The sequence below is a fragment of the Neptunomonas antarctica genome (assembly GCF_001305295.1).
GTDB lineage: Bacteria > Pseudomonadota > Gammaproteobacteria > Pseudomonadales > Balneatricaceae > Neptunomonas > Neptunomonas antarctica.
The window spans coordinates 109,183-134,777 of sequence record NZ_LJSI01000021.1; the positions used below are offsets into that span (position 1 = coordinate 109,183).

Here is a 25,595-nt window from a genome sequence, read left to right on the forward strand (position 1 = left end):
ACATATTTAAATATGTCATCAGTTGGTATCGATCAAATCAGTTTTTATACGTCTAATTATTTTCTGGATTTGAGGACACTTGCTCAGATTCAACTCACCGATCCTGATAAATACTATCAAGGGATTGGTCAGGAGAAAATGAGTATGGCCGCGCATGATGAAGACATCGTGACGATGGCGGCGAGCGCTGCTTATCCCTTGGTTCAAAATGGTGAAAGCGAACAGATTTCTACCCTGTTATTTGCAACAGAAACCGCTATTGATCAATCCAAAGCGGCGGGAGTTTATGTTCATCGTTTGCTGGGGTTGAATAATAACTGCCGTGTTGTTGAGTTAAAGCAGGCGTGTTATAGCGCGACAGCAGCACTTCAAATGGCGTGTGCGCTGGTGGCCAGACAGCCTGAAAAGAAAGTCTTGGTTATTGCCTCGGATATCGCACGTTATGATCTGAATACGCCGGGTGAAGCCACGCAGGGGTGTGGTGCTGTTGCGATGATGATATCAGCGCAGCCTCGTATTTTGAGTATAGCCCCTGAAGTGGGTAACTATACTGAAGATGTTATGGATTTCTGGCGTCCTAATTATCGTAAAACGGCTTTGGTTGATGGTAAATACTCCACTAAAATTTATTTGAAAGCATTGAAGCAGGCGTGGGAAAATTTTCGAGAAAACAGCTCGCTGACATTCAATGATTTCACGCATTTTTGTTATCACTTACCGTTTAGCCGTATGGCTCAAAAAGCACATAAGCACTTGGCGCGGGTTAATAAAAGTGAGTTAGATGCCAGCGACTTAGAGCAGCAGATAGCCGATACCTTGTTGTATAACCGGATTATCGGTAACAGTTATACCGCCTCCATGTACATTGGTCTGGCTTCTTTGCTGGAGAACTGTCAGCAGAACCTGACAGGAAAGCATATTGGCTTCTTTAGCTACGGTTCGGGTTGTGTTGCTGAATTTTTCTCCGGAACGGTCGTGGAAGGTTATTTGGACGTATTATTTAAAGAACAGCATCATGCCATGCTGGATAAACGCCAGGAAGTTACCTACGAGGAATATCTGGAGCTTTATCGGGCCCCTGATCCTACAGATGGTGAATCTCATAGCATTGCAGCAGACACGCAAGGGCGTTTCCGTCTTGCCGCTATTTCGCATCATAAGCGTGAATATGTAGCTATTTGATGCGCGCCTGTGCTCCGGGAAAAATTATTTTGAGCGGCGAACACTCTGTTGTTTACGGCGCTCAGGCTATTGCTGTAGCGATAAATAAGCACACTAGCGTTAGCTTTAAGCCTCTATCTGAAAGTAACACCATCAATACGCTATTTTCAGGTATATCCTCAGGTGTTCATTACCCCCTGCATGCCTTGGGTACGTTGAAAGACAAGTTAGACTCACGTTTTGACTCGTTTACTCAGGGCCTCTTGCCGATTCAGAAAATCCTGAATACACCGGATGACCTGTTGGTCTACACATTATCTTCCTTAGTGCATCATCTTCCTGTGCCCGGGCGGGTGTCCAGTCAGAGCTACCTGCCGATTCCCGGACGTCTTTCCAGTACTACACAATTGTCTTTGGGGGCGGGCATGGGCTCTTCTGCTTCTGCTATTGCCGCTACCCTAGTACTCTTTGAGCATCTGCTTGAAAAACCTTTAGGTATCGATCAGCGCTTTGATATGGTGCGTTTTTGCGAGCGCTTGCAGCATGGCCGCGGCAGTGCAATTGATGCGGCAGCCGTGACTTATGGCGGCATGAATCACATCCAAAATGGAGTAGTGAAACGCCTCGATGTATCGCTGGGTTCTGGCTGGTATTGGATTTTTACCGGCAAGCCGCAGGTCAGCACGGGTGAGTGTGTGCATCATGTGCGTGACCGGTACGAAAAAGATACGTCGCTCTGGCACGCCTTTTCTGAGGTTACGGCTACTATTGTCGATAATCTTGGCGATCTGAATAGCCCCGGCAGCCCTCAGGCTATGAACGACGCCATAAAAGAAAACCATCGGCTGTTATGTCGGATTGGTGTGGTGCCCGCTTCTGCGGTCGCCTTGATCAACAGCATAGAAGCCTACGGCGGGGCGGCTAAAATTAGTGGCGCGGGTGCGCATAAAGGTGATGCCGGTGGTTTAGTACTGGCTTATTTTCCGGAAGGATCAATCCAGGATTTACTGAAAAACTATCCCGGCTATCAATGGGGAGTAGTTGAGGAGGATAGGTTAGGTGCACGCTATATCGGTGATTAAGGTCACAGCGCCCGGCAGTATTATGCTGATGGGCGAACATGCCGTATTATTTGGTCATCGGGCGATTGCCTGTGCGGTTGATAAAAGAATACAGGTCACTCTTACGCCGAGGCCAGACAGAGCGATTGTGATCCGCTCTGCGTTAGCAAATTATCGTTCCGATCTTGATGGGCTGGCAAAAGAGCCTCGGTTAAGTTTTGTTCTCTATGCCATTAGACAAGTGTGTAGCGATCTGGCCTATGGCTTTGAGCTGGATATTACCTCCGAGTTTTCCCACACTGTCGGTCTTGGATCGTCGGCGGCGGTAACCGCTGCTGTAGTGAAAGCACTGTCGGTGTATACCCATGAAGATCTCTCGCGGCGCCTACTATTTGACCGGGCGTTAGGTGTTATTCATGGCGTGCAAGGGCGTGGTTCGGGTACCGATCTCGCGGCCAGTGTGTACGGTGGTTTGATTGGTTATACCGTGAAATCACAACATATATCCGCACTGAATGGACTGCCACCTATTTCGTTATTTTATGCGGGTTATAAAACCACTACGCCTGATGTACTGGCAAGGGTTGAGCAACAGGCAAAAGTATTCCCCGAACTCTATCAATCACTCTATCAATTGATGAATGCAACAACGCTCAAAGCTGAAGATGCTATTCAGCAACAGGACTGGAACGAGCTGGGTTTGTTAATGAATATTTATCAGGGATTGATGGATGCGCTGGGCGTGAATGATGCAGTGCTATCCGATATAATTTATTCACTGCGTAAATCTGACGCTATTCTCGGCGCTAAGATATCAGGCTCCGGGTTAGGTGATTGTGTTATTGCGCTGGGTGAAGATGTATCACTTTCTTTGCCTTATGAATTAATACCGGTAGCGGTCAGTGGAAACGGAGTAGAGATTTATGTCGACTGAAATAGCCTCTGATAAAGTGACCAAAGCCGATGTTGTAGGGCGGTATTTATCGGCTCATTTAACACCGCTGGAGCACGCTGAAGCCTTTGCGCCCAGCAATATAGCATTGTGTAAATACTGGGGTAAACGGCAAGACGAATTGAATTTGCCGGTCAATTCCAGCTTGTCCATTTCATTAGCGCATCTGGGCAGTCGCACCGTCATACGTCCTTCAGCGACCGGGGAAGATAAGGTCATACTGAATGCTAAAGTGTTGGATCTTGATGCACCCTTCGCCAGTAAAGTGATTGCTTTTGTTGATTTGTTCCGCCGTCAGCAGGATCTGCCGGTGATTGTTGATACTCGCAATAATATTCCGACAGCGGCCGGGCTTGCTTCTTCTGCATCTGGTTTTGCTGCGTTGACGTTGGCGCTGAATCAGTATTTTCAACTACAACTGCCTGATAATGTACTCTCTGCGTTTGCCCGGATGGGGAGTGGTAGTGCGTCTCGTTCCATCTTCAGCGGCTTTGTTGAGTGGCAAATGGGATTGCATGAAGATGGTATGGACAGCCATGCTTATCCTTTGGATGTGGTTTGGCCTGATTTTCGAGTCGGACTCGTAAAAGTAAGCACAAGTCAGAAAGCGGTCGATTCCCGCTCGGGTATGAAACGTACCGTCGCAACGGCAAGTCTCTACCAAAGCTGGCCGGCACAAGCAGCGCAAGATTTAGAAAAATTGCACCAGGCGTTAGCACAGGGTGATTTTACGCTGTTAGGTTCGACCGCTGAGCATAACGCAATGTCTATGCACGCAACGATGATTGCATCCTGGCCGCCATTACTCTATTGGCAGCCGGATTCGGTCGCGGCGATGCAAAAAGTCTGGGCATTACGTGAGGCTGGTATCGAGGTTTATTTCACGATGGATGCTGGCCCCAATCTGAAACTGTTATTTCAGGCAAAAGACCAGGCGCTGCTGGAAACTGAGTTTGCAGGGCTTGAAGTGGTTGCACCTTTTAGCGGAGCGGCAGCACGCGTATAGATGGAACACTTGCGTGGCTTTGTGCTGACACGCCATCAGCAGGATCTTCCATCGGGTATCGAATTAAGGTACTGGATTAAAAGTGAACAAGATGTATCGCTAGTTACTATCGGCGAGCAGGAAACCGTTTTCTTTATTCATGATTCTCTGGTGGATAAAGCGCAGCAAAGCTTAGTCGGTATTAAGGGATGGCGTCTTGAAAAAGTTCAGTTGACTGATCTTGAGCAACAAGGCGTTCATGGGATTTATTGCCGTTCATTAGCGTTGCAGCGAGATGTGATTGCTCGGCTGACGCTGTCAGCTATCCCTATGATGGAAGAGGATATTCGCCCTGTAGACCGGTTCTTAATGGAGCGCTTTATTTTTGGCGGAGTCGAGGTTAGCCAGTCACCCTCATCCGAAGGCGCGCTTCAATCAAATCCTAAGCCTCGCTTCAAACCCTGTGATTCTCCCGTACAGCTAAAAATACTCTCTATCGATATTGAAACCACCATGCAGGCCGATCGCATACATTCCATTGGTTTGTATGGCTCAGCGCTATCATTAGTGATGATGCGCGGAGAGGGTGTAGATACACAGACGCTGCGTTTTTATCCTGATGAAAGGACGCTTTTACAGGCCTGTATCAGGCAGGTTGCTCTTTATGATCCGGATATATTTATCGGCTGGAATGTGATTGGATTCGATTTCAGAGTCTTGACTGAACGAGCCAACGCCTTAAAAATTCCACTACTTTTCGGCCGGGATCATCAGCCCCTTCGGGTGGTGCAGTCTGAGCGTGGAAAGTGGTACGTGCGGCTGGAAGGTCGGTTGGTGATAGATGGCATCGATACGCTAAAGGGCGCTACTTATCAGTTTGAAAGCTACTCGCTGGAATACGTATCTCAACAGCTATTTAAGCGCGGTAAATTGATTCATCAGCCCAATGATCGTGGTGCAGAAATTCAACGCCTGTACCGCGAAGATAAGCCGGCACTGGCGCGCTATAACCTCGAAGATTGTAAGCTGGTGTGGGATATTTTCGAAGAAACCCGCTTGCTGGAATATTTGATTGAGCGTACCCGGCTAACCGGATTGTCTCTTGATAAGGTGGGCGGTTCTGCGGCGGCGTTTGATTTTCAGTATTTGCCTCGCTTACATCGTATTGGCTATGTCGCGCCTGAATATGCGTCAGGTGCGCGGGGGATGGATGCGCCCGGTGGTTATGTGATGGATTCACAACCGGGTCTGTACCATCATGTGCTGGTGCTGGATTTCAAAAGTCTGTATCCGAGTATTATCCGGACGTTCAAAGTAGACCCTGCAGGGCTGGCCGAAGGGTTTAAAGCAGAAGCAGGGGAACAGGATCTTATCCCCGGGTTTAATGGTGCTATTTTCAGTAAAACCAAGTCCATTTTGCCGACGATTATAGAAGAGTTATGGGCCGCCCGTGATCAGGCTAAAAAGAACAAGAATAAGCCGCTGTCGCAAGCCATTAAAATCATCATGAATGCATTTTATGGGGTGCTGGGTTCGACGGTTTGTCGTTTTTTTGATCAGCGCCTGGCAGGTTCCATTACGTTACGCGGGCATCAGATACTGCAGCAAACCCGTGATGAGATAGAGCGCTATTTTGGTTATCGTGTTATTTATGGTGATACTGATTCGGTATTCGTATTATTGGGCGAAGATTGCAGTAATGCCGATGCGGACAGTAAAGGGCAAGCTTTAGCGGAATATTTGAACCTGTGGTGGTCGGATCAAATCCAACAACGTTTCAGTACAGAAAACTATCTTGAGCTGGAATATGAAACGCACTTTACCCGTTTCCTGATGCCGCGTATGAGGAACTCGGAAAAAGGCAGCAAAAAGCGCTATGCCGGTTTGCAGCAGTTGGCTGATGGTGCAACCGAGTTAGTCTTTAAAGGCCTTGAAAATGTACGTTCTGACTGGACACGGTTAGCCCGTGATATTCAAAAAAGATTATACGAGGCTATTTTCAGAGATCAGCCCTACCATGATTTTTTAAAGCAGTTAGTAGTGGATCTGCGGTTGGGGCTGTTAGATGATCAACTCGTCTACCGGCGGCGTTTACGGCAACCACTGGATGCGTATATTCGTATGAAGCCGCCTCACGTGCAGGCGGCACTCAAAGCGCAGCAGTACTGGCAGAAAAAGCACTTAAAAAATCCATATCAGCCGGGCCATCATGTGAGTTACATCATGACGGTGAATGGGCCGGAACCCGTTGAGCATATTTGCTCGCCGATTGATTATGAACATTATGTCGAAAAGCAGTTGCAGCCTGTTGTTGATGCTATTTTATGCTTCAAAGGGGAATCTCTGGATGCTTTGATTGCAACTCAGCGAGATTTTTTCAGCTAGTTTTTTAGCTGATATTAAGCCATTTTAAAAGCGTATCGGCGCAGCTCTTACGCACCAGTACTTCATAATTATCAGTCGCTTCCACTGAGAAAATCTGTATTGCGTTGTGTTGCAGGCAATCCATGCTTTTTTGTCGATAAAGCGTACTATTGGCACTTAATTCTTGAGTGTTTTCCGAATTTAACAAGTAGGTTAGCGCGGCGTTATTCAAGCGGGCAGTTAGCTTGCCTTCATGGTAATTAAGTTGAATATCATCACCCCAGCTTTGCGAGAGTAATTGTGGCAGCGAGTCTTGCTCGCCCGGTGCTCTGAGAATCAGCCAGCGGGTGTGATCCAGCCATAAAATAACCATGTGTTCTAAACAGGTGATTCTGCAGGCGCTTAACGGTTGTTTTACCCCCATCATTTCGCCTACGGCGATTAACAATGCCGGGTCATCGGGATCTGAGTCGAGTTGTAAGTCGCCGATAAAAGACCGTTCATGCACAACGATGCTTTGTAGGCGATTCTCCTGATTTACATGAGTGCCGATGGTTAAATGTACCAGAGGATTAATGGGCATAATATTCACATTCTCACACATACATAGTCTGAAATTTCACGTAACAAAAGCCATGGCAGTGACTGCCACGGCTTTTGTGCAGTATGGCCTTAGCCACGATAATAACGTTGTTCGATAAACGGCATGCGTGAAACAGTCATGGGTAATTTTTTACCACGTACTTCAGCAAAAACTGAAGTGTCCAGCGCACTAAAGGCGGTGTCGACATAACCCATAGCAACCGGTGCTTCAATGGTTGGGCCATATGTGCCGCTGGTGACGATGCCGATTTTGTTATCTTCTGCATCAAATAACTCGGCGTCTTCACGGATTGGAGCACGGCCTGCGCCTAATAAACCAACGCGCTTACGTGTCCAGTTTTTGTTGCTGATCTGATCAAGAATTTTGTCAGCACCAGGGAAACCACCAGCACGTTCTCCTGTAGCGCGACGGCAAGGCGAGATAGCCCAGATCAGGCTGGCTTCCAGAGGCGTGGTAGTATTGTCCAGATCGTGCCCATACAGGCACAAGCCTGATTCAAGACGTAAAGAATCACGGGCACCTAAGCCAATGGCTTCAATTTCTGGCTGATCTAAAAATAAACGTACTAAGCGTTCAGTATCAGCAGAAGGAATTGAGATTTCGTAGCCATCTTCACCGGTATAGCCAGAGCGAGAGATGATGCAATCAACACCGTCAATGCTCATTTCACGAGAATCCATGAACACCATGCTAGCGACTTCAGGTTGGATGCGAGCGAGAGCTTCGGCAGCTTTAGGGCCTTGAATAGCGATAAGTTCACGATCATCGAGGACTTCCAGCTCAATGCCGTCGCCTAAGTTGGCACGCATATGAGCAATATCTTGTTCTTTGCAGGCCGCGTTAACTACCACGTAGATCCAGTCGCCGTAGTTGGCAACCATCAGGTCATCCATGATGCCGCCGTCTGTGTTCGTGAACAGAGCGTAGCGCTGTTTGCCGATTGGTAAATCAATAATATCAACAGGCACGAGTGTTTCTAAGGCGGCAGCCGCATTAGCACCGGTTAGTTTTACCTGGCCCATATGAGAAACATCAAACAAGCCAGCCTGGTGGCGAGTGTGGAGATGTTCTTTTTTGACACCTAGTGGATATTGAACTGGCATTTCGTAGCCTGCAAAAGGCACCATCTTTGCGCCGAGTTCAACATGCAGGTCAAACAGAGCCGTTTTATTAAGATTATCTGATTGAATCTCAGCCATTTTTTATCTCCACAAATCGATAGTTAAATAAATAGTTAAACAAATAATTAAATAAATAGTTAAACAGTATGTTGGGTTGCGCAGTTTATTGGATCTAACAACACTTTGGGTCGATCAATACGTCGGTAGAACAACACCCGGGTGATACAGTTTTTTAAATGAGGGAGAGCCGGCGCTCCCCCTCGTCTATCTATATCGTTAATCAATAGCGATTAAGCAGACGTTGTTTTTCTATTAAAATACTCTTTGGTCAGCTTGAACACCACAGGACTAAGCAGTGCTAAAGCAATCAAGTTCGGAATAGCCATCAATGCATTTAGTGTATCTGCCAGTAGCCAGATGAAATCCAGACTAACACCTGCACCGACAGGTACGGCAATGATCCAAAGCACGCGATACGGAGTAATGGCTTTAACACCAAACAGGAACTCTACACAGCGTTCGCCATAGAAAGACCAGCCGATAATGGTAGTGAAAGCAAAAATAGCCAGTGCAATAGCCACTAAGTAGTTACCGACACCCGGTAATGCTTGTGAGAACGCTGCTGATGTTAGCGCTGCACCGGAGACACCAGAGGTCCACTCTCCCGACGTGATGATAACCAGACCTGTGATAGAGCAGATGATGAGAGTGTCGATAAATGTACCCAGCATCGCTACCAGGCCCTGACGAACGGGTTCTTTTGTCTGTGCTGCCGCATGAGCGATAGGTGCAGAACCCAGACCCGCTTCGTTAGAGAATATACCGCGAGCCACCCCAAAGCGGATAGCCATCCAAACAGCCGCGCCCGCAAAGCCGCCTTCAGCAGCAGTACCGGTAAACGCGTGTGTGAATACCAGATCAAGTGCCGCAGGAATAGCGTCAGCGTTAATAGCCAGAACAACCAAGCCAGCACCCAGATAAGCGATCGCCATTAAAGGCACCAGTGCACCCGCAACACTACCGATCCGCTTGATTCCACCCACCAGCACTGCACCCACCAGCACCATCATGACGGCACCGGTTACCCAGACATTAATACCGAAGTTGGCGTGTAAGACGTCGGCAACAGAGTTGGACTGTACCGTGTTACCAATACCAAAGGCAGCAACGGCACCAAAGATAGCAAACAAGGTGCCCAGCCACGCCCATTTAGCGCCTAAACCGTTTTTGATGTAGTACATTGGGCCACCGACGTGACGGCCTTCTTCATCTACTTCACGGTATTTAACCGCGAGAACCGCTTCAGAGTATTTGGTGGCCATGCCGACAAGAGCGGTACACCACATCCAGAATAGGGCGCCCGGTCCGCCGAGAAATACTGCGGTAGCAACACCGGCAATATTACCGGTACCCACAGTAGCAGAGAGCGCTGTCATCAAAGCCTGAAAGGGTGATATTTCACCTTCCTTTTCTTCGCCTTTCTTAGTGCTGCGGCCTTCGAAAAGCAGCTTGAAGCCAGTGCCGAGTTTCAGAATTGGCATTAAACGTAAACCAAGCATCAGAAAAAGTCCGACACCCAGAATCAGCACCAGCATGAAGGGACCCCATACGATGCTATTAATTTGTCCTATGAAAGAAGAGAGCATTTCCATTTATGAATTACCTGACATTTATTTTTATAGTGACTGGTGAGTCCAGTTCGGTTTTATTGGAAACATTACTACAAAAAAGCAACAAAGTTTCCAATAGGAAACAAATTTATCTTATCGGGATCAGTGTTGCAACTGTCAAATGGGAAGTGAAAATGTCTGATTACGAAGTCGATCTGCTAATTTTCGTCGTTAATAAATAAAAATCGCGGAAAATCATATAGATATCTGTAGAGATAGAATTCCCTGAGTTTCCTATAGGAAATTTACTTTGATTTTAGGAAACTTATTTTGATTTCAGGAAAAAAAGTTGCTAATCTAAATCCAAATTAAGTATTAGTGAGTTCCTTACTGTTCACCAAGTGTTGCCCAAAAAAGCGCTGTTTAGAAAGTATTGTTCAGAAAACAGTGTTCGAAAACGATGCTTCGAAAAATGATAAAAATAATACGGAGACCGCACCATGGCGTTAAGTATCTTTGATCTGTTCAAAATTGGTATAGGGCCTTCTTCTTCTCATACCGTGGGGCCTATGGTAGCGGCTAACCGGTTTCTTAACGAGTTAGAGGAGCGTGGCCAAGTGGCTCAGGTCAGTGCTGTTAAAGTTGGTTTGTATGGATCGCTGGCAATGACAGGGCATGGGCATGCAACGGATATCGCAGTGATGCTTGGGCTGATGGGCGAAAAGCCAGATTTAATTGATTCGAATAAAGTGCCAGATTACATCGAGCAGATTAAGCAGTCGGGCCACTTAAAACTGGCAGGCCAGCAGTTGATAGCGTTCACTAAAGAGCAGCATATTCCTTTTCATTTCGGCCTGTCATTACCGAAGCATCCGAACGGGTTACGGTTTCAGGCGTTTGATGAGGCCGGCATCATTATTCACGATGCCATTTTTTATTCAGTGGGCGGTGGATTTGTACTGGCTGATTCAGAAACTGATGAAAACGGTAAAGGTAATGCGGCCGTGACGGTTGATCTGAAATACCCGTTTGAAAATAGTACCCAGCTGCTGCAATACGCAGAAGATAATGGCATCACTATAGCTGATGTCGTTATGCAAAACGAAGCAGCATGGCACTCTGAAGAAGAGATTCATGATGGATTACTGCATTTGTGGCAGGTGATGAATGATTGTATTAATCGGGGGTGCGAACAGACGGGTGTGTTGCCGGGTGGATTAAAAATTAAGCGCCGTGCGCACGCTATGCGTCAGGAATTGATCAACAGTCCTGAGGCCAGCCTTAAAGATCAGCTAACGGTGCTGGACTGGATTAACCTCTATGCAATGGCGGTCAATGAAGAGAATGCGGCTGGTGGTCGGGTAGTGACCGCTCCAACCAATGGTGCAGCAGGTGTGATCCCAGCCGTGTTGGCTTACTACGTACGTTTTGTTCCAGGTAGTAATGAGGCAGGCATAAAACAGTTTTTAGCAACGGCGGCCGCGATTGGCATGTTGTATAAGAAAAACGCCTCTATTTCGGCAGCAGAAGTCGGCTGCCAGGGTGAAATTGGTGTCGCGTGTTCGATGGCCGCGGGTGCGCTTTGTGCGGTGATGGGCGGTTCTAATAGCCAGGTCGAAAATGCCGCCGAAATAGGTATGGAGCATAACCTGGGCCTGACCTGTGACCCTATTGGCGGGCTTGTACAAGTGCCGTGCATTGAACGTAATACCATGGGTGCGATAAAAGCAGTGAATGCGTCGCGCTTAGCATTACGGGGTAGCGGTGAGCATCATGTATCTTTGGATAGTGTGATCGAAACAATGCGTCAGACTGGGCTTGATATGCAGGACAAATACAAGGAAACCTCAACAGGTGGCTTAGCCGTCAACGTTGTGGCGTGTTGATTCAATTATTTTAAACAAGAGAATAAAAAATATGAGCCTAACTGAATTGTATATCGATGCTGCACATGCAGATTTTTTCACCCGCGATCTGGCAGAAAGCGATAGCGCTATTACTGCGGCGGTAGAAGAAGAATTTCAGCGTCAGGATAACCAGATAGAATTGATCGCTTCAGAAAATATCGTATCTAAAGCGGTTATGCAGGCACAGGGCACCGTACTGACTAATAAATACGCAGAAGGCTATCCCGGCCGCCGTTATTACGGGGGGTGCGAGTTTGTTGATAAAGCCGAAACACTGGCGATTGAACGTGCTAAGCAGTTATTTGGCTGTGAATATGTCAACGTGCAGCCTCACTCCGGTGCACAGGCAAATGGTGCGGTATTTATGGCGCTGCTACAGCCGGGTGACACTATTCTGGGCATGTCGTTAGATGCCGGTGGACATCTGACACATGGTGCACGTCCGGCACAATCCGGTAAATGGTTTACTGCAGTGCAGTATGGTGTTGCTGAAAAAACTTTGCGAATCGATTATGATGCAGTTGAAAAATTAGCAGTCGAGTGCCAGCCCAAGCTTATTATTGCAGGCGGTTCTGCTATCCCGCGTGAAATCGACTTTGCGCGATTCCGTGAGATTGCAGATAAAGTAGGTGCTTACCTGATGGTAGACATGGCACACATCGCTGGTTTGGTGGCAACCGGTGCTCATCCAAGCCCGTTGCCGCATGCGCATATTGTGACAACGACTACGCATAAAACCTTGCGTGGCCCGCGTGGTGGTATGGTGTTGTCGAATGATCTGGAATTGGGCAAGAAAATCAACTCTGCCGTATTCCCTGGCCTGCAAGGCGGCCCGTTAATGCATGTGATCGCTGCTAAGGCGGTTGCGTTTGGTGAAGCGTTGCAGCCAGAGTTTTCTGCATATATCGATCGTGTAGTGGCCAATGCTAAAGTGTTGGCAGAAGTAATGATTGAGCGTGGTTGCGCGGTCGTTACTGAGGGTACAGATACTCACTTGATGTTGGTTGATCTGCGCCCTAAAGGATTAAAAGGTAATCAAGTCGAAGTTGCGCTGGAGCGTGCCGGCATTACCTGTAATAAAAACGGTATTCCGTTTGATACTGAAAAGCCAATGGTGACGTCAGGGATCCGTTTAGGGTCGCCGGCAGGTACCACCCGTGGTTTCGGTATCGAAGAATTTCGTTTGATCGGTAATCTGATCAATGACGTACTGGATGGTCTGGTGGCTAATCCGGAAGACAATGCAGAAGTAGAAGCGGCGGTGTGTGCTCAGGTCACTGAGTTATGCCAGCGTTTCCCGCTTTACCGTTAAAAGAAGATAAAAGTACACAGCACTTAATACATAAATTAATACACAGATGAGTTGTATCGGCAGTTCATCTTCTCATTCCGACTATTAAGATAGGAAATATCATCATGAGTAGTGTTCCAGCAAACTTAAAATATACCGCTTCACACGAATGGGTTCTGGATAACGGTGACGGCACCGTTACTGTGGGTATTACGGACCACGCTCAGGAGTTGTTGGGTGATGTGGTTTTTGTTGAAGTGCCGGAAGTAGGCCGTATGGTTGAGAAGGGCGAAGAATTCTCTCTGGTTGAATCCGTAAAAGCCGCGTCAGATATCTATTCACCGGTAACGGGTGAAGTAATCGCCGTTAACGAAGAGTTGGAAGACTCACCTGAAACGATTAATGAATCCGCTTTTGAAGATGGCTGGATTGCTAAAGTTAAACTTTCGGATGCATCTGAACTTGACGATATGCTGGATGCAAATACATATGAAGCTAATGTAGGCGAAGAGGGGTAAGACACACGTGGAAAAACGTACTCTGAGTGAACTCGAACAACAGCATGACTTTACGCGTCGTCATATCGGTCTTCATGGCGAAGATCAGCAAGCGATGCTGGAAAGCCTGGGTGTCTCTTCTCTGGACGAGCTGATTGAGCAAACAGTACCCGGATCAATTCGTTTGGATGATGCGCTGGATATGGCTGATTCTGAAACAGAAGTCCAAGCACTGGCTTACCTGAAATCATTGGCGGCACAGAATAAAGTTAACAAGTCTTACATCGGTATGGGTTATCACAACACCCTGGTGCCGAATGTGATTCTGCGTAATGTATTGGAAAATCCGGGTTGGTACACGGCCTATACGCCGTATCAGCCAGAGATCGCTCAGGGCCGTTTGGAGTCATTGCTGAATTTCCAGCAGGTTGTCATGGATTTGACCGGTATGGATCTGGCGAACGCCTCCATGCTGGACGAAGCCACCGCCGCTGCAGAAGCAATGACGCTGTGCAAACGTTCTAACCGTAAAAAATCTAATACCTATTTTGTGGCTGACGATGTTCATCCGCAAACCATTGACGTCATCAAAACCCGTGCTGAATATTTCGGGTTTGATGTGGTGGTTGCACCGGCGTCTGAACTGGCAGAGCACGATGTATTTGGTGTTCAGTTGCAGTATCCGGGTACCTTTGGTGAAATTACTGACATCAAGACTCTGATAGACACAGCAAAAGCTCAGCAAGCGATGGTCGCTGTTGCCGCTGATCCGATGGCATTGGTATTGCTTAAATCACCCGGTGAGCTGGGTGCTGATGTTGTTCTGGGTTCTACTCAGCGCTTCGGCGTACCGATGGGCTTTGGTGGTCCGCATGCTGCATTTTTCGCTGCCAGTGACAAACTGAAGCGCTCTGTACCCGGTCGTATTATTGGTGTATCGGTTGATGCACGTGGTAATCAGGCATTTCGTATGGCGATGCAAACCCGCGAGCAGCATATTCGTCGTGACAAAGCGACATCAAACATCTGTACAGCTCAAGCGCTGCTGGCCAACATGGCGAGCTTCTATGCGGTTTATCATGGCCCTAACGGCCTGAAAACCATTGCTGAGCGTATTCATCGTTTGACCGCTATTTTAGCAACCGGCTTAAAAGACAAAGGCGTAAAGGGTAACGACAGTTACTTTGATACATTAACGCTGAATGTTGCTGATAAGCAGGGTGCTATTTATCAGGCAGCACTGGATAAAGGCTGTAACTTACGCCGTATCGGTGCTGATAAACTCGGTGTTAGCTTAGATGAAACAACAACCGCAGCTGATGTAGCTGAGTTGTTCGCTATCTTCCTGGGCAATGAGCATGGTTTAGATATCGCTGCGATTGATGCACGTGTCGCCGCTGGCGATACTGGTATTACCGATGCACAACGTCGTGAAGATGCAATTCTGACTCATCCGGTATTTAACAGCTATCACTCAGAAACCGATATGCTGCGTTACCTGAAAAAGCTGGAAAACAAAGATTACTCATTGGTTCACGGTATGATCCCGCTGGGTTCTTGTACCATGAAACTGAATGCCACTGCTGAAATGCTGCCGGTGAGCTGGCCTGAATTTGCCAACATTCATCCGTTTGCACCAGATGATCAGGTTCAAGGCTACCACACCATGCTGCGTGAGTTAGAAGAGCAGCTAGTGGAGATAACAGGCTACGATAAAGTCTCGTTGCAGCCTAACTCAGGTGCGTCGGGCGAATACGCTGGTTTGCTGGCTATCCGCAAATACCAGGAGTCTATCGGTGAAGGCCATCGTAATATCTGCCTGATACCATCGTCTGCCCACGGCACTAACCCTGCCTCTGCAGCGATGATGGATATGAAAATCATCGTTACCAAGTGTGACGAAAAAGGTAATGTTGATGTAGCAGATCTGGCTGAAAAAGCAGAGTTGCACGCTGAAAACCTGTCTACCCTGATGATCACCTATCCATCGACTCACGGTATCTACGAAGAAGATATTGTAGAGATTTGTGCATTGATTCATAAGTTTGGCGGCCAGGTCTATATGGATGGTGCCAACATGAATGCTCAGGTGGGTATTTCCAAGCCAGGCCTTATTGGTTCAGATGTATCGCATCTTAACCTGCATAAAACCTTTGCTATTCCGCATGGCGGTGGTGGCCCGGGTATGGGACCTATTGGCGTGAAGAGCCATCTAGCTCCTTTCCTGCCAAATCACAAAATAACAGCGGTTCAGGGTTCTGAGTCAAATGTAGGTGCTGTTTCTGGAGCGCCGTATGGTTCGGGTGCGATCTTACCGATCAGCTATATGTATAACCGTATGCTGGGTAAATCTGGCCTGAAAGCATCGACACAGAACGCGATTCTGGGTGCTAACTATCTGGCTGAAAAACTGGGTGAGCATTACCCGATTCTTTTCCGTGGCCGTAATAACAAAGTTGCGCATGAGTGCATCGTTGATATCCGCCCATTGAAAGAAGCGTCGGGTATTACTGAAGAAGATATTTCTAAGCGCCTGATGGACTACGGTTTCCATGCGCCGACGATGTCATTCCCGGTAGCGGGTACCTTGATGATTGAGCCGACTGAATCTGAGTCTAAGATGGAGCTGGATCGCTTCATTGAAGCAATGGTGATGATTCGTCAGGAAGTCGATAAAGTACAGCGTGGTGAGTGGTCTTTAGAAGACAATCCACTGCATAACGCACCGCACACCATGGCGGATATTACCGCTGCTGAATGGGGCCGCGCTTACTCTCGCGAAGAAGCTGTATTCCCCACGACGGCCACACGTCAGAACAAGTTCTGGCCTGCGGTAAACCGTGTGGATAATGTGTACGGCGATCGTAACTTTATCTGCTCGTGTCCGCCTATTGAGTCTTACCAGGACTAAAAATTCGGGTTGAGGTTAGGTAATGAAGTTGGTTAACGATTTAATTAAGATGGTTATCTTAATAAAGTTGGTTAATTGATCCGGGTAAAAACTAAAAAAGGCGAACCAGTAATGGCTCGCCTTTTTTCTTTTCGTTGACCCATCCTAAATAAGGTTGTCATTTTCCAGCTGTTGATTTGGAGAGTGTAATGCAGCCAATCACTAAGCTTTCGTGTTGCTACAAGGTATAAATAGAAAAGAGCCGTCGATTGTATAACCTATGGCTTTTTATTGAGCTGTATATGTCTACCTTGTGGTAAGCGACCTAAATGACTTTGAGCAAAACCTGTAGTGAGACGACGGCCACTGCCTAAGTCACTTGATGCTTATAAGGAGGAACACACTAATAAAAATACTTTCATTATCAAGGCATATGAGAGCAGTGGATATACGTTAAAAGAAATAGGGGACTATATTGGCTTACACTATTCAACGGTAAGCGGGATTATTAAAAGTCATAAATCAAAGACCTGCCCCCCGCTGCGCAATGTGCTAAAAACATTTCTGTTGAGGATAGGCCATTGCCTACTCAGCTTTCTGCTACCAACTGGTTTTAGTCACACCCCGTCACAAGTGCTTATCGAAGAGCATAATCTATGTCACGATTGAAATTTTGTATGCCATCCTCCAAGGCAAGTTTCGCCAATGCCATACTTGAGAAGTGCGAGATAAACTCCGATTTCGGCATCCACTTCGCGTAACTACCATGGAATATTTGTTCTCCCGTATTTTGGTCTATTGCTTGAATTTCAATGGCAGCGCCGCCTCGATCTAATGGAATAAACGCTAATAATGTCGTCATAACATTAAGAATAGGAGATGCCGTTTCCACGCGTGTAATGTTGGCACGAACATACATGTTTTTTTCTGCGTGATTTTGGATGACACTTTTTAGCAGTTTACTTACATGAAGCTCAAGTTCAACTTTCTGATCATCAGATATATTCTGGTGTTCAAGCTGCCAAGAAACATGAGGATTGATATCATTCGATTTGGCTTCAAAACCACTGAAACCGTGCTGGGTCGGCTGCATTGTAGAGCACGCTGCAATACCAAAAAAAAGAAGGGTTATAGTAAATTTTCTACAAAGTAGTGCTGTTTTATATTTAATAGTCACTGATTAATCCTTCGATAATTAGTTTTGTAACACTAATTTTTTGTTATCGTTTGATTTACTTAATAGATGGCGTTCAAATGTCGACACCGACGCCAGCTTCATTCTGCCACTTAACTTTGAATCAACTCTGAAATAAGCCGCCTCGGGCCGTGGGGGGGTGTTTCGGCTCTCCCCAAGCGAAACAGCATCTGTACGGTATCGTTCGGCTTAATATTGAAAGCTTTTTTGAATGCGACTTGTAACGGCCGCATCTCCTTATACTCCTGCAAAACTTGGCTCATGGGGTGCTGCGCGAGTCCCATCGCGGTGGTCTTGAGGTTGATACGGCAGTAATCTCTTCCCACTCTTACTTGATCTAGCCGGCTGTTAGCCGTGGTTGCAATCCAGACAAATGTAGCTGTTGAAGTGGTGGTAGCCCTTGTCATCTCCACCGCCTGCTCACCAAATTCGGTGGGATCTTTTTCGACCTGCTCCCGCGACAGTAAAAATGACTCAACGACAAATTTTTTGATTCCGCTTAAGCCTGCCTGAGACACTCCAAACCCGTCCCGGTACTTTTGCACCTCTTCCTCATTGAAGCGAAACATCGCAATGGTTTCATGATCCCGCTCTTGATCCCCTACTTCGATCTGCATGGCATCCGTCAGTATCTGCTCGAAACGATGCTTTGCCTCGTCAGACTGAACAATAGTTAGGGGGGCAGTGCTTTCCTGACCATGAAAGTCATGCAGCGTATCGATTTCTGATTGGGCTAAACGGCGGTTATCGTACTCACGTTTATTAGTGCGTCGAGTTAACAGGTGAGCGAACAGCGGATCAGGCGTGAGCCCTGGACGTTCAATCAGTTCAATGGATGCAACCGGTTTATTGATCAGTTCCGTGTTGCTATACATGCCTTGGGGGAAGTAGTCGATGCGCGCCTCATGGCCAAGTCCGGTCGCGGCGATGGCCAGGGTTTCCAGAAAGGTGCCTTGACCTATATGAATCTGGCGGTGGAGCGGGTCTGTGGCGGGTAATAACCGGTCTGGGTCAACATAGAGGTCAAAGCTGTGAGGGCCTGTGAGGCGGATGATCCAGGGTTGTTTGTTGTGAGGATTTGGACAGAGTATGGCGTAGGCCAAAACCTGCATGCGGATATCTTTTTCCGCTGGATCCGGGCCTTCCCAACCGATGCTCAGGGTGGGCTCCGCGATGCCACAACCTGCGATGGTACTACTCAGGGCAATGGATCCGAGTCCTAGACCAAAGACCTGAATGAAGTTTCGACGATTCATCATGCGCTCCTATGTGTTTACATTCCTGGGAATCTATATTACATTCCTGGGAATTAAAGCACAAGATTAATTTTAGTTGATGGGAAAAGACGCCATGGAAAATAGAATCCAGACAGAAGTTAGAGTGACGGTGTTACTCGGCATCGTTCGACAATTGATGGCTACCCGAGAAGCCAAGCTTTTTGCGGGCAGGTCGTTGAATCCCTCTCAGTTTGGGGTGCTGAATCATTTTACCCATCACCCAAAACGAAGCTGGACAGTGACTGATCTCGCGCAAGTGATGGAGATGAATCAGCCGGGCATCACCAAAATCGTCAACACCCTGCTCGATCGGGGACTGCTGAAAGCACACAGCGATACCGAGGACAAACGTAGACGGCACCTGCTAATCACCAACCAAGGACTCAAGCTGTGTGACGAGACCCTTACCGCGCTGCTGCCCGATATCGCTCATACCCTTGGAAGCTGGGACGATTCAGAGTTGTCTCAGCTGCACCAGCACATGGAGAAACTGATGCATTGGCTCGATGAGCACCGCGATGACATCCTGCGGACATAAACATGACGGGACCATATATGACCCCGCTGTGTGACCCCCGCTGTGAGCAAACCAAGATGATCCCGCTGCTTGTCGACTGATACTAGGGGGGGGCGTGTTTTACACGCGTAAATATATGACTGAAGAGCCGGATGCGGTAGTTCCGCACGTCCGGATCTGTGTGGGGTCGGTCTGGTAACAGGTCGCTCTACCACGATTGCATGCCATGATTCGAACTAGAGAGTGATATGAAACTATCTGAAACGATTAAGATCCTTACGAAATACAAAGGAATGACAGGGTCAGGTCTTTGATTTATGATCCCGTGCTCTGATAAAAGCTGATAATCTTATCGATTGTACTTTCAAGGAAGAAAGGAGATGCTCAATGGTCAGACCCTTACGATTGGAGTTTGCCGGTGCCTTATATCATGTGACGTCACGCGGTGATCGACGTGAAGATATCTACGAAAATTATAATGACAGGGATGATTTTTTATCAGTATTAGCGACGGTGTGCGAGACCTATAACTGGGTCTGCCATGCGTATTGTTTGATGAACAATCATAGTCATGGTCGTGTGGGTCATGTTTTTCAAGGGAGATACAAAGCTATTCTGGTCGAGAAAGAGAGCTATCTGCTTGAGTTGTCCCGCTATATTGTTTTGAACCCAGTGAGAGCAGCCATGGTGCTTACGGCGGGCGATTGGCCATGGAGCAGTTATCGTGCAACCGCAGGGTTAGCAGAGCCCTCTGGTTTTCTGACGACAGACTGGTTACTTTCAGGATTCAGTCTTAGAAAGAGTGAAGCTCTAGCACGTTACCAACAATTTATTTCAGAAGGAAAAGGGCAGCCCTCGGTATGGAAGTTATTACGTAACCAAGTGTTTCTTGGTAGTGATATGTTCGTTGAAAGGGCGCAGTCATTACTTGAAAAAGACAGTATGTTAAGTGAGATACCATCATCGCAACGACGGCCACTGCCTAAGTCACTTGATGCTTATAAGGAGGAATACACTAATAGAAATACTTTCATTATCAAGGCATATGAGAGCGGTGGATATACGTTAAAAGAAATAGGGGACTACATAGGTTTACACTATTCAACGGTAAGCGGGATTATTAAAAGTCATAAATCAAAGACCTGACCCTCCCGCTGTTCCGCTGTTGTTTCTTGACAGTTCTTGTCAGTAATAAGGAAATTTTATGAATTCAGATAGTAATCAATTGGTGTTAAACCAGGCTCCAAAGCACATCACTATCCAGCGTAGATATGAAGTGTTGGGAGCGATAAATGATTTTTTGATAGCAATGTGGTTTTTGATTGGCAGCTTTTTCTTCCTCACCGCCTCCTTGGTTGAAAGTGGTACTTGGTTGTTCGTAGTCGGCAGTGCTCAATTGCTTATTAAGCCAACATTAAAACTGATAAGCCTAGTGCACGTAAGCCGGGTTTATGACTCAAATAACGAGTAATTGAGTGCTATTGCTTAAGTTTCAATGGTTAAATATAACCTGTCAAAGCACCGGATACATTACGGCTATCATCATTTTTTCTTAAAGAAAAACCAGCAAAAACAACGCTAGCCACTGCGCCAGTGTTTGAGGCGTTAAGTGTTTAAATGAATTACGATGAATATATTGAAGAGGTGAGGATGTATTCAAGTGATGAAGTGGTTGCTCGTCTGGTGTCGTACCTGAGCGACTGGAAATCTGATGATACGAACGCGATAGAACTAGCCGATTCAATCGAAAGGTTCTTCGGTAATTCTTGGATAACCAACGAGGAATCTCATAGCCATCTTTATAAACTCTGGTCGGGTTTCAAAGCCGAGGCAGTTTCAGGTATTGGCGGCATGACCATGAATGAGAGGCTTTGTTGGTTTGGTCTGTTCGAGCGTTTTGACAATGCTTCTGAAGCAGAGCAACAGGTTATCTATGCAAAATTGTGTGCAAACACTTAACAAGCACATGACGCTCAGGTCTTTGATTTATGATCCCGTGCTCTGATATAAACTGATAACCTTATCGATTCTACTTTCAAGGAAGAAAGGAGATGCTCAATGGTCAGACCCTTACGATTGGAGTTTCCCTGTGCCTTATACCATGTGACGTCACGCGGTGATCGACGCAAATTTATCCAAAGGTATGCGGCAACTCAATGGGTAACCCTAAAGGTAGGCCGCTATTCGATCATGCATAAAAGCTCTCATTTCAGAGCGCTACGAACTCAGTTAATTTTTACCCTTTATTTGAGTTCAGTAAGTGCTTAGGCATTGGAACAATTATGATGGAGTACTCTAAAATGACAATTTTGTCATCCTTGTTGCGAGCACCGCGCATCAGATGGGATACTTTTATGCGTTGTCTAAGGATTAAACTCAATGAATATATTGCTTGTCGAAGATGAACAAAAAATTGCGGATTTTATCTGTGAAGGCTTGCGTGCGAAAGATTTCAGCGTCACCCATTGTGCCGATGGGAATCAGGGTTATGAGATGGCAAGCAATAATACTTTCGATGTTATCATTCTCGACATAATGCTTCCGGGCCGCGATGGACTGGATATTCTTCGTTCTCTTCGTCAGGCTGGTATCGATACTCCCATCATTCTTCTTACTGCACGCAACGAACTGGGCGATCGTGTTCAGGGCTTAGAGATGGGCGCTGACGATTACCTAGCAAAACCTTTCTATGTGGAAGAACTGAATGCTCGTATCCAGGCGTTACTCAGACGACGTGGCGGCACACTACAGCATGTGATTGAGGTCGGCTCACTGCAACTTGATTGCATTAGCCGAAGTCTCAATTGTCACGGTCAATCTGTCGAACTCACTAGTCGGGAATTTAGCCTGCTAGAGCATCTGATGCGTTCCCCGAATCAAGTATTAACACGCGGACAGCTGTTGGAGCATGTTTGGGGGTACGATTTTGATCCCTGTACCAATGTTGTGGATGTATGTATTAAACGTATCCGCCGTAAGATTAATTCGTTGGAGAGTACAGGGAAAATACTGGGTGTTATTGAGTCGGTGCGCGGTACCGGCTACCGTCTGAGCACTCGCTGAGGTTGTAAGATGTATTTTCGTACGCGTATTTTTGCAATATCCATTCTAACGGTCAGCGCTGTGCTTGCGGTTGTCATCACCTTAAGTTGGTCACGTATAATGAAGGTGGAACTTGATCACCTTGATGCTCGCCTTTGCATGGAAGCAAAGCGCATAATGCCCAGTCGTTTACAGAAAAAGCTTGATGCAAATAATTCGCCATCCAATTTGAGCATTTCAAGTGATACTCAGCTTTCAGGTAGCAGGCTAATTGATGATTTAGTGGATAAGCTACGCGTCAGCTCACCTGGCCAGTTAATGATATTCGTTGAGTCCAGTGAAAGTGGCATTCTGACGACGTCGGAAGGTACCAACGTACAAGATATAATAAGCCCATTAAACTGGGTTAGCGCAGATTTATCAGAACCAACCAACAAAACCACCCCCCTCTGTCAGTTTGCCTTCTTTGAACATCAGCAAAACCAATGGCGGGCCAGTTTATTTCAAGCCTCACACACACAAAGCTTTATCGCTGTTGATGTCGCCGCCACAACCAGTCAGTTAAGAAGCACCTTGCGAGCCGCACTTATTGTTGTTATTCCTTTCTCTCTGCTTCTCAGTATTCTTGGCGCATGGTTTATCGCTGCCACTACCATTCGGCCTATAAAACGCCTGCATAAATCAATGGATATGGTGACAGAAAAAGACCTCAGCCATCGCTTACCTGAGCATAAAGAAGACAAAGAATTTAAAATGCTAATCGATGCGTACAATACAATGCTGGATCGACTTGAGGATAGTTTTCAGCAAATTTCTCGCTTTACCGCTGATGCTGCTCATGAGCTGAAAACACCGCTCACTGTTTTAAGAGGGAAGCTTGAGCAAGCGGTTCTCTCTGAAAATCCATCGCAATTGGACCTTAATGCCATTCTTGATGAGGTAGGACATTTATCGGCCATCACGCGAAAATTGTTGCTTTTGTCACAGGCAGATTCTGGCTCTATGGCGCTTCATTTTGAACCGATCAATATTACCGGGTTATTAGATGAATTGACCGACGATATGGAGTTGTTGTCGGATGAATTAGTACTCGATTGCTCGATTGAACGAGCGCTAATGACAAAAGGTGATAGTGTCCTGCTGAAGCAGCTTTTAAATAATCTGCTCGTTAACGTCATGCGCTATAGCCTTCATGACAAAGGTGTCACTATTCAGGCCAGACAAAACGAATCCGCTATAGAAGTACTTATCAGCAACGTTTGTTTTCCGATGTCGAATGAAATCAGGAGCAAACTGTTCGAACGCTTTTATCGTGGAGAGCCAGAACATACACAAGGCAAATCCGGTAGTGGTCTCGGTTTAAGTTTAGCCCGGGAGATAGCACGCGCACATGGCGGTGATCTCACGCTTGAACCCAGCGTGAAAGAGGTTGTTACTATGCGGTTATTATTGCCCATCGTTAAATGACAACATTGTCACTCAGTCTGTGGCGTCTAATTGATAAGATGAAGACTACAGATATCTTGAGGGACACAATATGAAACCTTTTATTCTACAAATTTGTGCTATTTGTTGTTGGCTTTTTAGTACAGGTGCGACTTCAGCTGAGCTCAATAAATATCAAATTGATGTATGGGCTGATAATTGGTTTGCTGCGTATATCGATGGCGAATTGCTCTTGGAAGACTCCGTCTCTATTACAACTGAGCGTTCTTTTAATGCTGAGACGCTGCAGTTTTCCTCATCATTTCCTTTTGTATTAGCTTTTATTATTAAAGATTTTAAAGAAAACGATACCGGACTCGAATATATTGGTTCAAGACGCCAGCAAATAGGAGACGGTGGTTTTATCACTCAAGTTACTGATCTGGATTCTGGCAATGTTGTGGGTGTTTCCAGTGCCGCTATGCACTGTAAAGTCATCCATAAGGCACCACTGGATAGCAACTGTGCTAGTGAATCCGATCCGATAGCAGGAGAAGGTCAATGTCAGTTTATGACAGCCGAAGAACCGGTTTCATGGAAAACGCCAGCCTTTGATGACAGTTCATGGCAACATGCTACTGAATATACTGCCGCACAAGTAGGGCCGAAAGAGGGTTACGATAAAATAAGATGGGCCTCAGCCGCAAAGCTAATCTGGTCAGAGGATCTGAAAAAAGATAATACCTTACTTTGTCGGCTGGTCATTGATGGTAAAAGCGATATGGCAGCAACGCAAAGTGAGGCTGTGTTAAGCCAAAGTGAACACTCTCACAATGAAATACATGCGTACTTTGCGCACTTCGACAATGTTAAAACCAGTGAAGATTCAACTTACGTAAAGATAGAATCCAATGGTATGCCTGAACATAAGATGATGGAAGGCATCACAAGTTGGCAACAGCAAGTGCCATTACCCCAAGACTATACCGGCAGTAATAGCTGGAAAATCCCGTTAAAACCGGTTCTGGCTGATAACCCTATGTTAACCAAAGAGCACTTTCATAAAGGTGCGATTGCTATCGCAGTGAATGGCGTTCCAATCTTTAATGCCCTGAATAATCGGGGCGTATATTCTGCTGATGTCGGTGAGCTGGACGCATGGGGTGGCCATAGCGGAAAAGCTGATGACTACCATTATCACCTTGCTCCCGAACATTTAGAAGCGATCGTGGGTGAAGGTAATCCCATTGCCTACGCACTGGATGGCTTTCCCTTATATGGTAAAACCGAAGCACCATTGGATGAGTATTTGGGGCGCTTTAACCAAGACGGCACTTACGAATATCATGCCGTTGCTTACCCTCCCTATTTAATAGCGGGCTTAAGGGGAGAGGTGCAAGTAGATTCGCTCTTAAATGCTCCTGAAGACCAGATTGTGCCTCAACCCAGATCTTACCCAGTGCGGCATGGTGATTACGGCCCTTTAAGGGGCGCTAAAATCACAGGGTTAAACAAAATTGCAGAGACTGGTTATGCATTGGAATACACATTAAATGGCAAACAATATCAGCTCAACTATAGCTGGAATGAAGACCTGCAATATCAGTTTGTGTTTGTTGACGAAAATGGCAATCAAACCATTGAACGTTATCAGAGAAAAGAACAATAGACGGAATCATTAAATAGTTACCTTAAT

The 25,595-nt window shown here is 46.5% G+C and carries 21 protein-coding genes; 16 read left to right on the forward strand and 5 right to left on the reverse strand.

Annotation, left to right across the window (positions count from 1 at the left end):
• Nucleotides 1-12: 12 nt before the first annotated feature.
• From Nant_RS02990 to Nant_RS03010, 5 genes are read left to right on the forward strand one after another with little or no spacing between them, the layout of a single operon-like run.
• Nucleotides 13-1,182: a hydroxymethylglutaryl-CoA synthase gene (locus Nant_RS02990; RefSeq protein WP_054340164.1), complete on the forward strand. Its 1,170-nt coding sequence runs from the start codon at nt 13-15 to the stop codon at nt 1,180-1,182.
• Between the two features lie 29 nt (nt 1,183-1,211).
• Entirely contained in the window at nt 1,212-2,243 is a 1,032-nt protein-coding gene (locus tag Nant_RS02995; protein WP_202904935.1) for a mevalonate kinase family protein, read from the forward strand.
• Nucleotides 2,221-3,156 carry a mevalonate kinase gene (gene mvk / locus Nant_RS03000; RefSeq protein WP_238377057.1) on the forward strand — a complete coding sequence of 312 codons (936 nt, stop codon included), beginning with the start codon at nt 2,221-2,223 and terminating at the stop codon, nt 3,154-3,156. Before Nant_RS02995 ends, mvk begins: the two co-directional genes overlap by 23 nt.
• Nucleotides 3,146-4,180, forward strand: a complete 1,035-nt coding sequence (gene mvaD / locus Nant_RS03005; RefSeq protein WP_054340166.1) for a diphosphomevalonate decarboxylase — start codon at nt 3,146-3,148, stop codon at nt 4,178-4,180. Before mvk ends, mvaD begins: the two co-directional genes overlap by 11 nt.
• Entirely contained in the window at nt 4,181-6,544 is a 2,364-nt protein-coding gene (locus Nant_RS03010; protein ID WP_054340167.1) for a DNA polymerase II, read from the forward strand. It begins immediately after the preceding gene.
• Between the two features lie 4 nt (nt 6,545-6,548).
• On the opposite strand, the gene Nant_RS03015 is transcribed toward Nant_RS03010, so the two are convergent.
• From Nant_RS03015 to Nant_RS03025, 3 genes are all read right to left on the reverse strand, one after another.
• On the reverse strand, nt 6,549-7,106 hold the full coding sequence (locus tag Nant_RS03015) for a sarcosine oxidase subunit gamma family protein (RefSeq protein WP_054340168.1): 558 nt from the start codon (nt 7,104-7,106) through the stop codon (nt 6,549-6,551).
• Nucleotides 7,107-7,195: 89 nt separating this feature from the next.
• The gene (gene gcvT / locus Nant_RS03020) at nt 7,196-8,326 is read right to left on the reverse strand and encodes a glycine cleavage system aminomethyltransferase GcvT (RefSeq protein WP_054340169.1); all 1,131 of its coding nucleotides are present in this window, start codon (nt 8,324-8,326) and stop codon (nt 7,196-7,198) included.
• 212 nt (nt 8,327-8,538) lie between these two features.
• On the reverse strand, nt 8,539-9,900 hold the full coding sequence (locus tag Nant_RS03025) for an alanine/glycine:cation symporter family protein (RefSeq protein WP_054340170.1): 1,362 nt from the start codon (nt 9,898-9,900) through the stop codon (nt 8,539-8,541).
• A gap of 458 nt (nt 9,901-10,358) precedes the next feature.
• Here Nant_RS03025 and Nant_RS03035 point away from each other — a divergent pair, with 458 nt between their 5' ends.
• The 4 genes from Nant_RS03035 (at nt 10,359) to gcvP (ending at nt 16,464) form a co-directional block, all read left to right on the forward strand.
• The gene (locus Nant_RS03035; protein ID WP_054340172.1) at nt 10,359-11,744 is read left to right on the forward strand and encodes an L-serine ammonia-lyase; all 1,386 of its coding nucleotides are present in this window, start codon (nt 10,359-10,361) and stop codon (nt 11,742-11,744) included.
• Between the two features lie 31 nt (nt 11,745-11,775).
• Entirely contained in the window at nt 11,776-13,077 is a 1,302-nt protein-coding gene (locus tag Nant_RS03040; RefSeq protein ID WP_054340173.1) for a serine hydroxymethyltransferase, read from the forward strand.
• 104 nt (nt 13,078-13,181) lie between these two features.
• On the forward strand, nt 13,182-13,574 hold the full coding sequence (gene gcvH / locus Nant_RS03045) for a glycine cleavage system protein GcvH (RefSeq protein WP_054340174.1): 393 nt from the start codon (nt 13,182-13,184) through the stop codon (nt 13,572-13,574).
• A 7-nt stretch (nt 13,575-13,581) separates the two neighbouring features.
• Nucleotides 13,582-16,464 (forward strand): aminomethyl-transferring glycine dehydrogenase, encoded by a 2,883-nt coding sequence (gcvP, locus tag Nant_RS03050; protein ID WP_054340175.1) that lies wholly within the window; start codon nt 13,582-13,584, stop codon nt 16,462-16,464.
• Nucleotides 16,465-17,080: 616 nt separating this feature from the next.
• On the opposite strand, the gene Nant_RS03055 is transcribed toward gcvP, so the two are convergent.
• Together Nant_RS03055 and Nant_RS03060 are read right to left on the reverse strand one after the other, a co-directional pair.
• Nucleotides 17,081-17,620: a DUF3313 family protein gene (locus tag Nant_RS03055; protein ID WP_054340176.1), complete on the reverse strand. Its 540-nt coding sequence runs from the start codon at nt 17,618-17,620 to the stop codon at nt 17,081-17,083.
• Between the two features lie 110 nt (nt 17,621-17,730).
• Nucleotides 17,731-18,897, reverse strand: a complete 1,167-nt coding sequence (locus Nant_RS03060; protein ID WP_238377058.1) for an Acg family FMN-binding oxidoreductase — start codon at nt 18,895-18,897, stop codon at nt 17,731-17,733.
• Nucleotides 18,898-18,988: 91 nt separating this feature from the next.
• On the opposite strand from Nant_RS03060, the gene Nant_RS03065 reads away from it, so the two are divergent.
• The 7 genes from Nant_RS03065 to Nant_RS21495 all read left to right on the forward strand — a co-directional run bounded on the left by Nant_RS03065 (nt 18,989) and on the right by Nant_RS21495 (nt 25,568).
• A complete protein-coding gene (locus Nant_RS03065; RefSeq protein WP_054340337.1) occupies nt 18,989-19,453 on the forward strand; it encodes a MarR family winged helix-turn-helix transcriptional regulator in 465 nt (154 codons plus the stop codon).
• A 366-nt stretch (nt 19,454-19,819) separates the two neighbouring features.
• The gene (locus Nant_RS03070) at nt 19,820-20,578 is read left to right on the forward strand and encodes a transposase (protein ID WP_054340178.1); all 759 of its coding nucleotides are present in this window, start codon (nt 19,820-19,822) and stop codon (nt 20,576-20,578) included.
• Nucleotides 20,579-20,636: 58 nt separating this feature from the next.
• The gene (locus tag Nant_RS03075; RefSeq protein ID WP_054340179.1) at nt 20,637-20,903 is read left to right on the forward strand and encodes a YrhK family protein; all 267 of its coding nucleotides are present in this window, start codon (nt 20,637-20,639) and stop codon (nt 20,901-20,903) included.
• 179 nt (nt 20,904-21,082) lie between these two features.
• On the forward strand, nt 21,083-21,391 hold the full coding sequence (locus tag Nant_RS03080; protein ID WP_202904936.1) for a hypothetical protein: 309 nt from the start codon (nt 21,083-21,085) through the stop codon (nt 21,389-21,391).
• 420 nt (nt 21,392-21,811) lie between these two features.
• On the forward strand, nt 21,812-22,495 hold the full coding sequence (locus Nant_RS03085) for a response regulator transcription factor (protein ID WP_054340181.1): 684 nt from the start codon (nt 21,812-21,814) through the stop codon (nt 22,493-22,495).
• Nucleotides 22,496-22,504: 9 nt separating this feature from the next.
• Nucleotides 22,505-23,941 (forward strand): ATP-binding protein, encoded by a 1,437-nt coding sequence (locus Nant_RS03090; protein ID WP_054340182.1) that lies wholly within the window; start codon nt 22,505-22,507, stop codon nt 23,939-23,941.
• A 70-nt stretch (nt 23,942-24,011) separates the two neighbouring features.
• Nucleotides 24,012-25,568, forward strand: a complete 1,557-nt coding sequence (locus Nant_RS21495) for a YHYH protein (protein WP_054340183.1) — start codon at nt 24,012-24,014, stop codon at nt 25,566-25,568.
• The last annotated feature ends 27 nt before the right edge of the window (nt 25,569-25,595 follow it).

Bases quoted from the DNA above. Each gene is read 5' to 3' on its own strand.
- Nant_RS03080 (WP_202904936.1), top strand. From the start codon at position 21,083: ATGTATTCAAGTGATGAAGTGGTTGCTCGTCTGGTGTCGTACCTGAGC.
- gcvH (WP_054340174.1), top strand. From the start codon at position 13,182: ATGAGTAGTGTTCCAGCAAACTTAAAATATACCGCTTCACACGAATGG.
- Nant_RS03085 (WP_054340181.1), top strand. From the start codon at position 21,812: ATGAATATATTGCTTGTCGAAGATGAACAAAAAATTGCGGATTTTATC.
- Nant_RS21495 (WP_054340183.1), top strand. From the start codon at position 24,012: ATGAAACCTTTTATTCTACAAATTTGTGCTATTTGTTGTTGGCTTTTT.
- Nant_RS03010 (WP_054340167.1), top strand. From the start codon at position 4,181: ATGGAACACTTGCGTGGCTTTGTGCTGACACGCCATCAGCAGGATCTT.
- Nant_RS03040 (WP_054340173.1), top strand. From the start codon at position 11,776: ATGAGCCTAACTGAATTGTATATCGATGCTGCACATGCAGATTTTTTC.
- Nant_RS03035 (WP_054340172.1), top strand. From the start codon at position 10,359: ATGGCGTTAAGTATCTTTGATCTGTTCAAAATTGGTATAGGGCCTTCT.
- Nant_RS03060 (WP_238377058.1), bottom strand. From the start codon at position 18,897: ATGATGAATCGTCGAAACTTCATTCAGGTCTTTGGTCTAGGACTCGGA.
- Nant_RS03025 (WP_054340170.1), bottom strand. From the start codon at position 9,900: ATGGAAATGCTCTCTTCTTTCATAGGACAAATTAATAGCATCGTATGG.
- Nant_RS03065 (WP_054340337.1), top strand. From the start codon at position 18,989: ATGGAAAATAGAATCCAGACAGAAGTTAGAGTGACGGTGTTACTCGGC.
- Nant_RS03090 (WP_054340182.1), top strand. From the start codon at position 22,505: ATGTATTTTCGTACGCGTATTTTTGCAATATCCATTCTAACGGTCAGC.
- Nant_RS03070 (WP_054340178.1), top strand. From the start codon at position 19,820: ATGGTCAGACCCTTACGATTGGAGTTTGCCGGTGCCTTATATCATGTG.
- mvaD (WP_054340166.1), top strand. From the start codon at position 3,146: ATGTCGACTGAAATAGCCTCTGATAAAGTGACCAAAGCCGATGTTGTA.
- gcvT (WP_054340169.1), bottom strand. From the start codon at position 8,326: ATGGCTGAGATTCAATCAGATAATCTTAATAAAACGGCTCTGTTTGAC.
- Nant_RS03075 (WP_054340179.1), top strand. From the start codon at position 20,637: ATGAATTCAGATAGTAATCAATTGGTGTTAAACCAGGCTCCAAAGCAC.
- Nant_RS02990 (WP_054340164.1), top strand. From the start codon at position 13: ATGTCATCAGTTGGTATCGATCAAATCAGTTTTTATACGTCTAATTAT.
- Nant_RS03015 (WP_054340168.1), bottom strand. From the start codon at position 7,106: ATGCCCATTAATCCTCTGGTACATTTAACCATCGGCACTCATGTAAAT.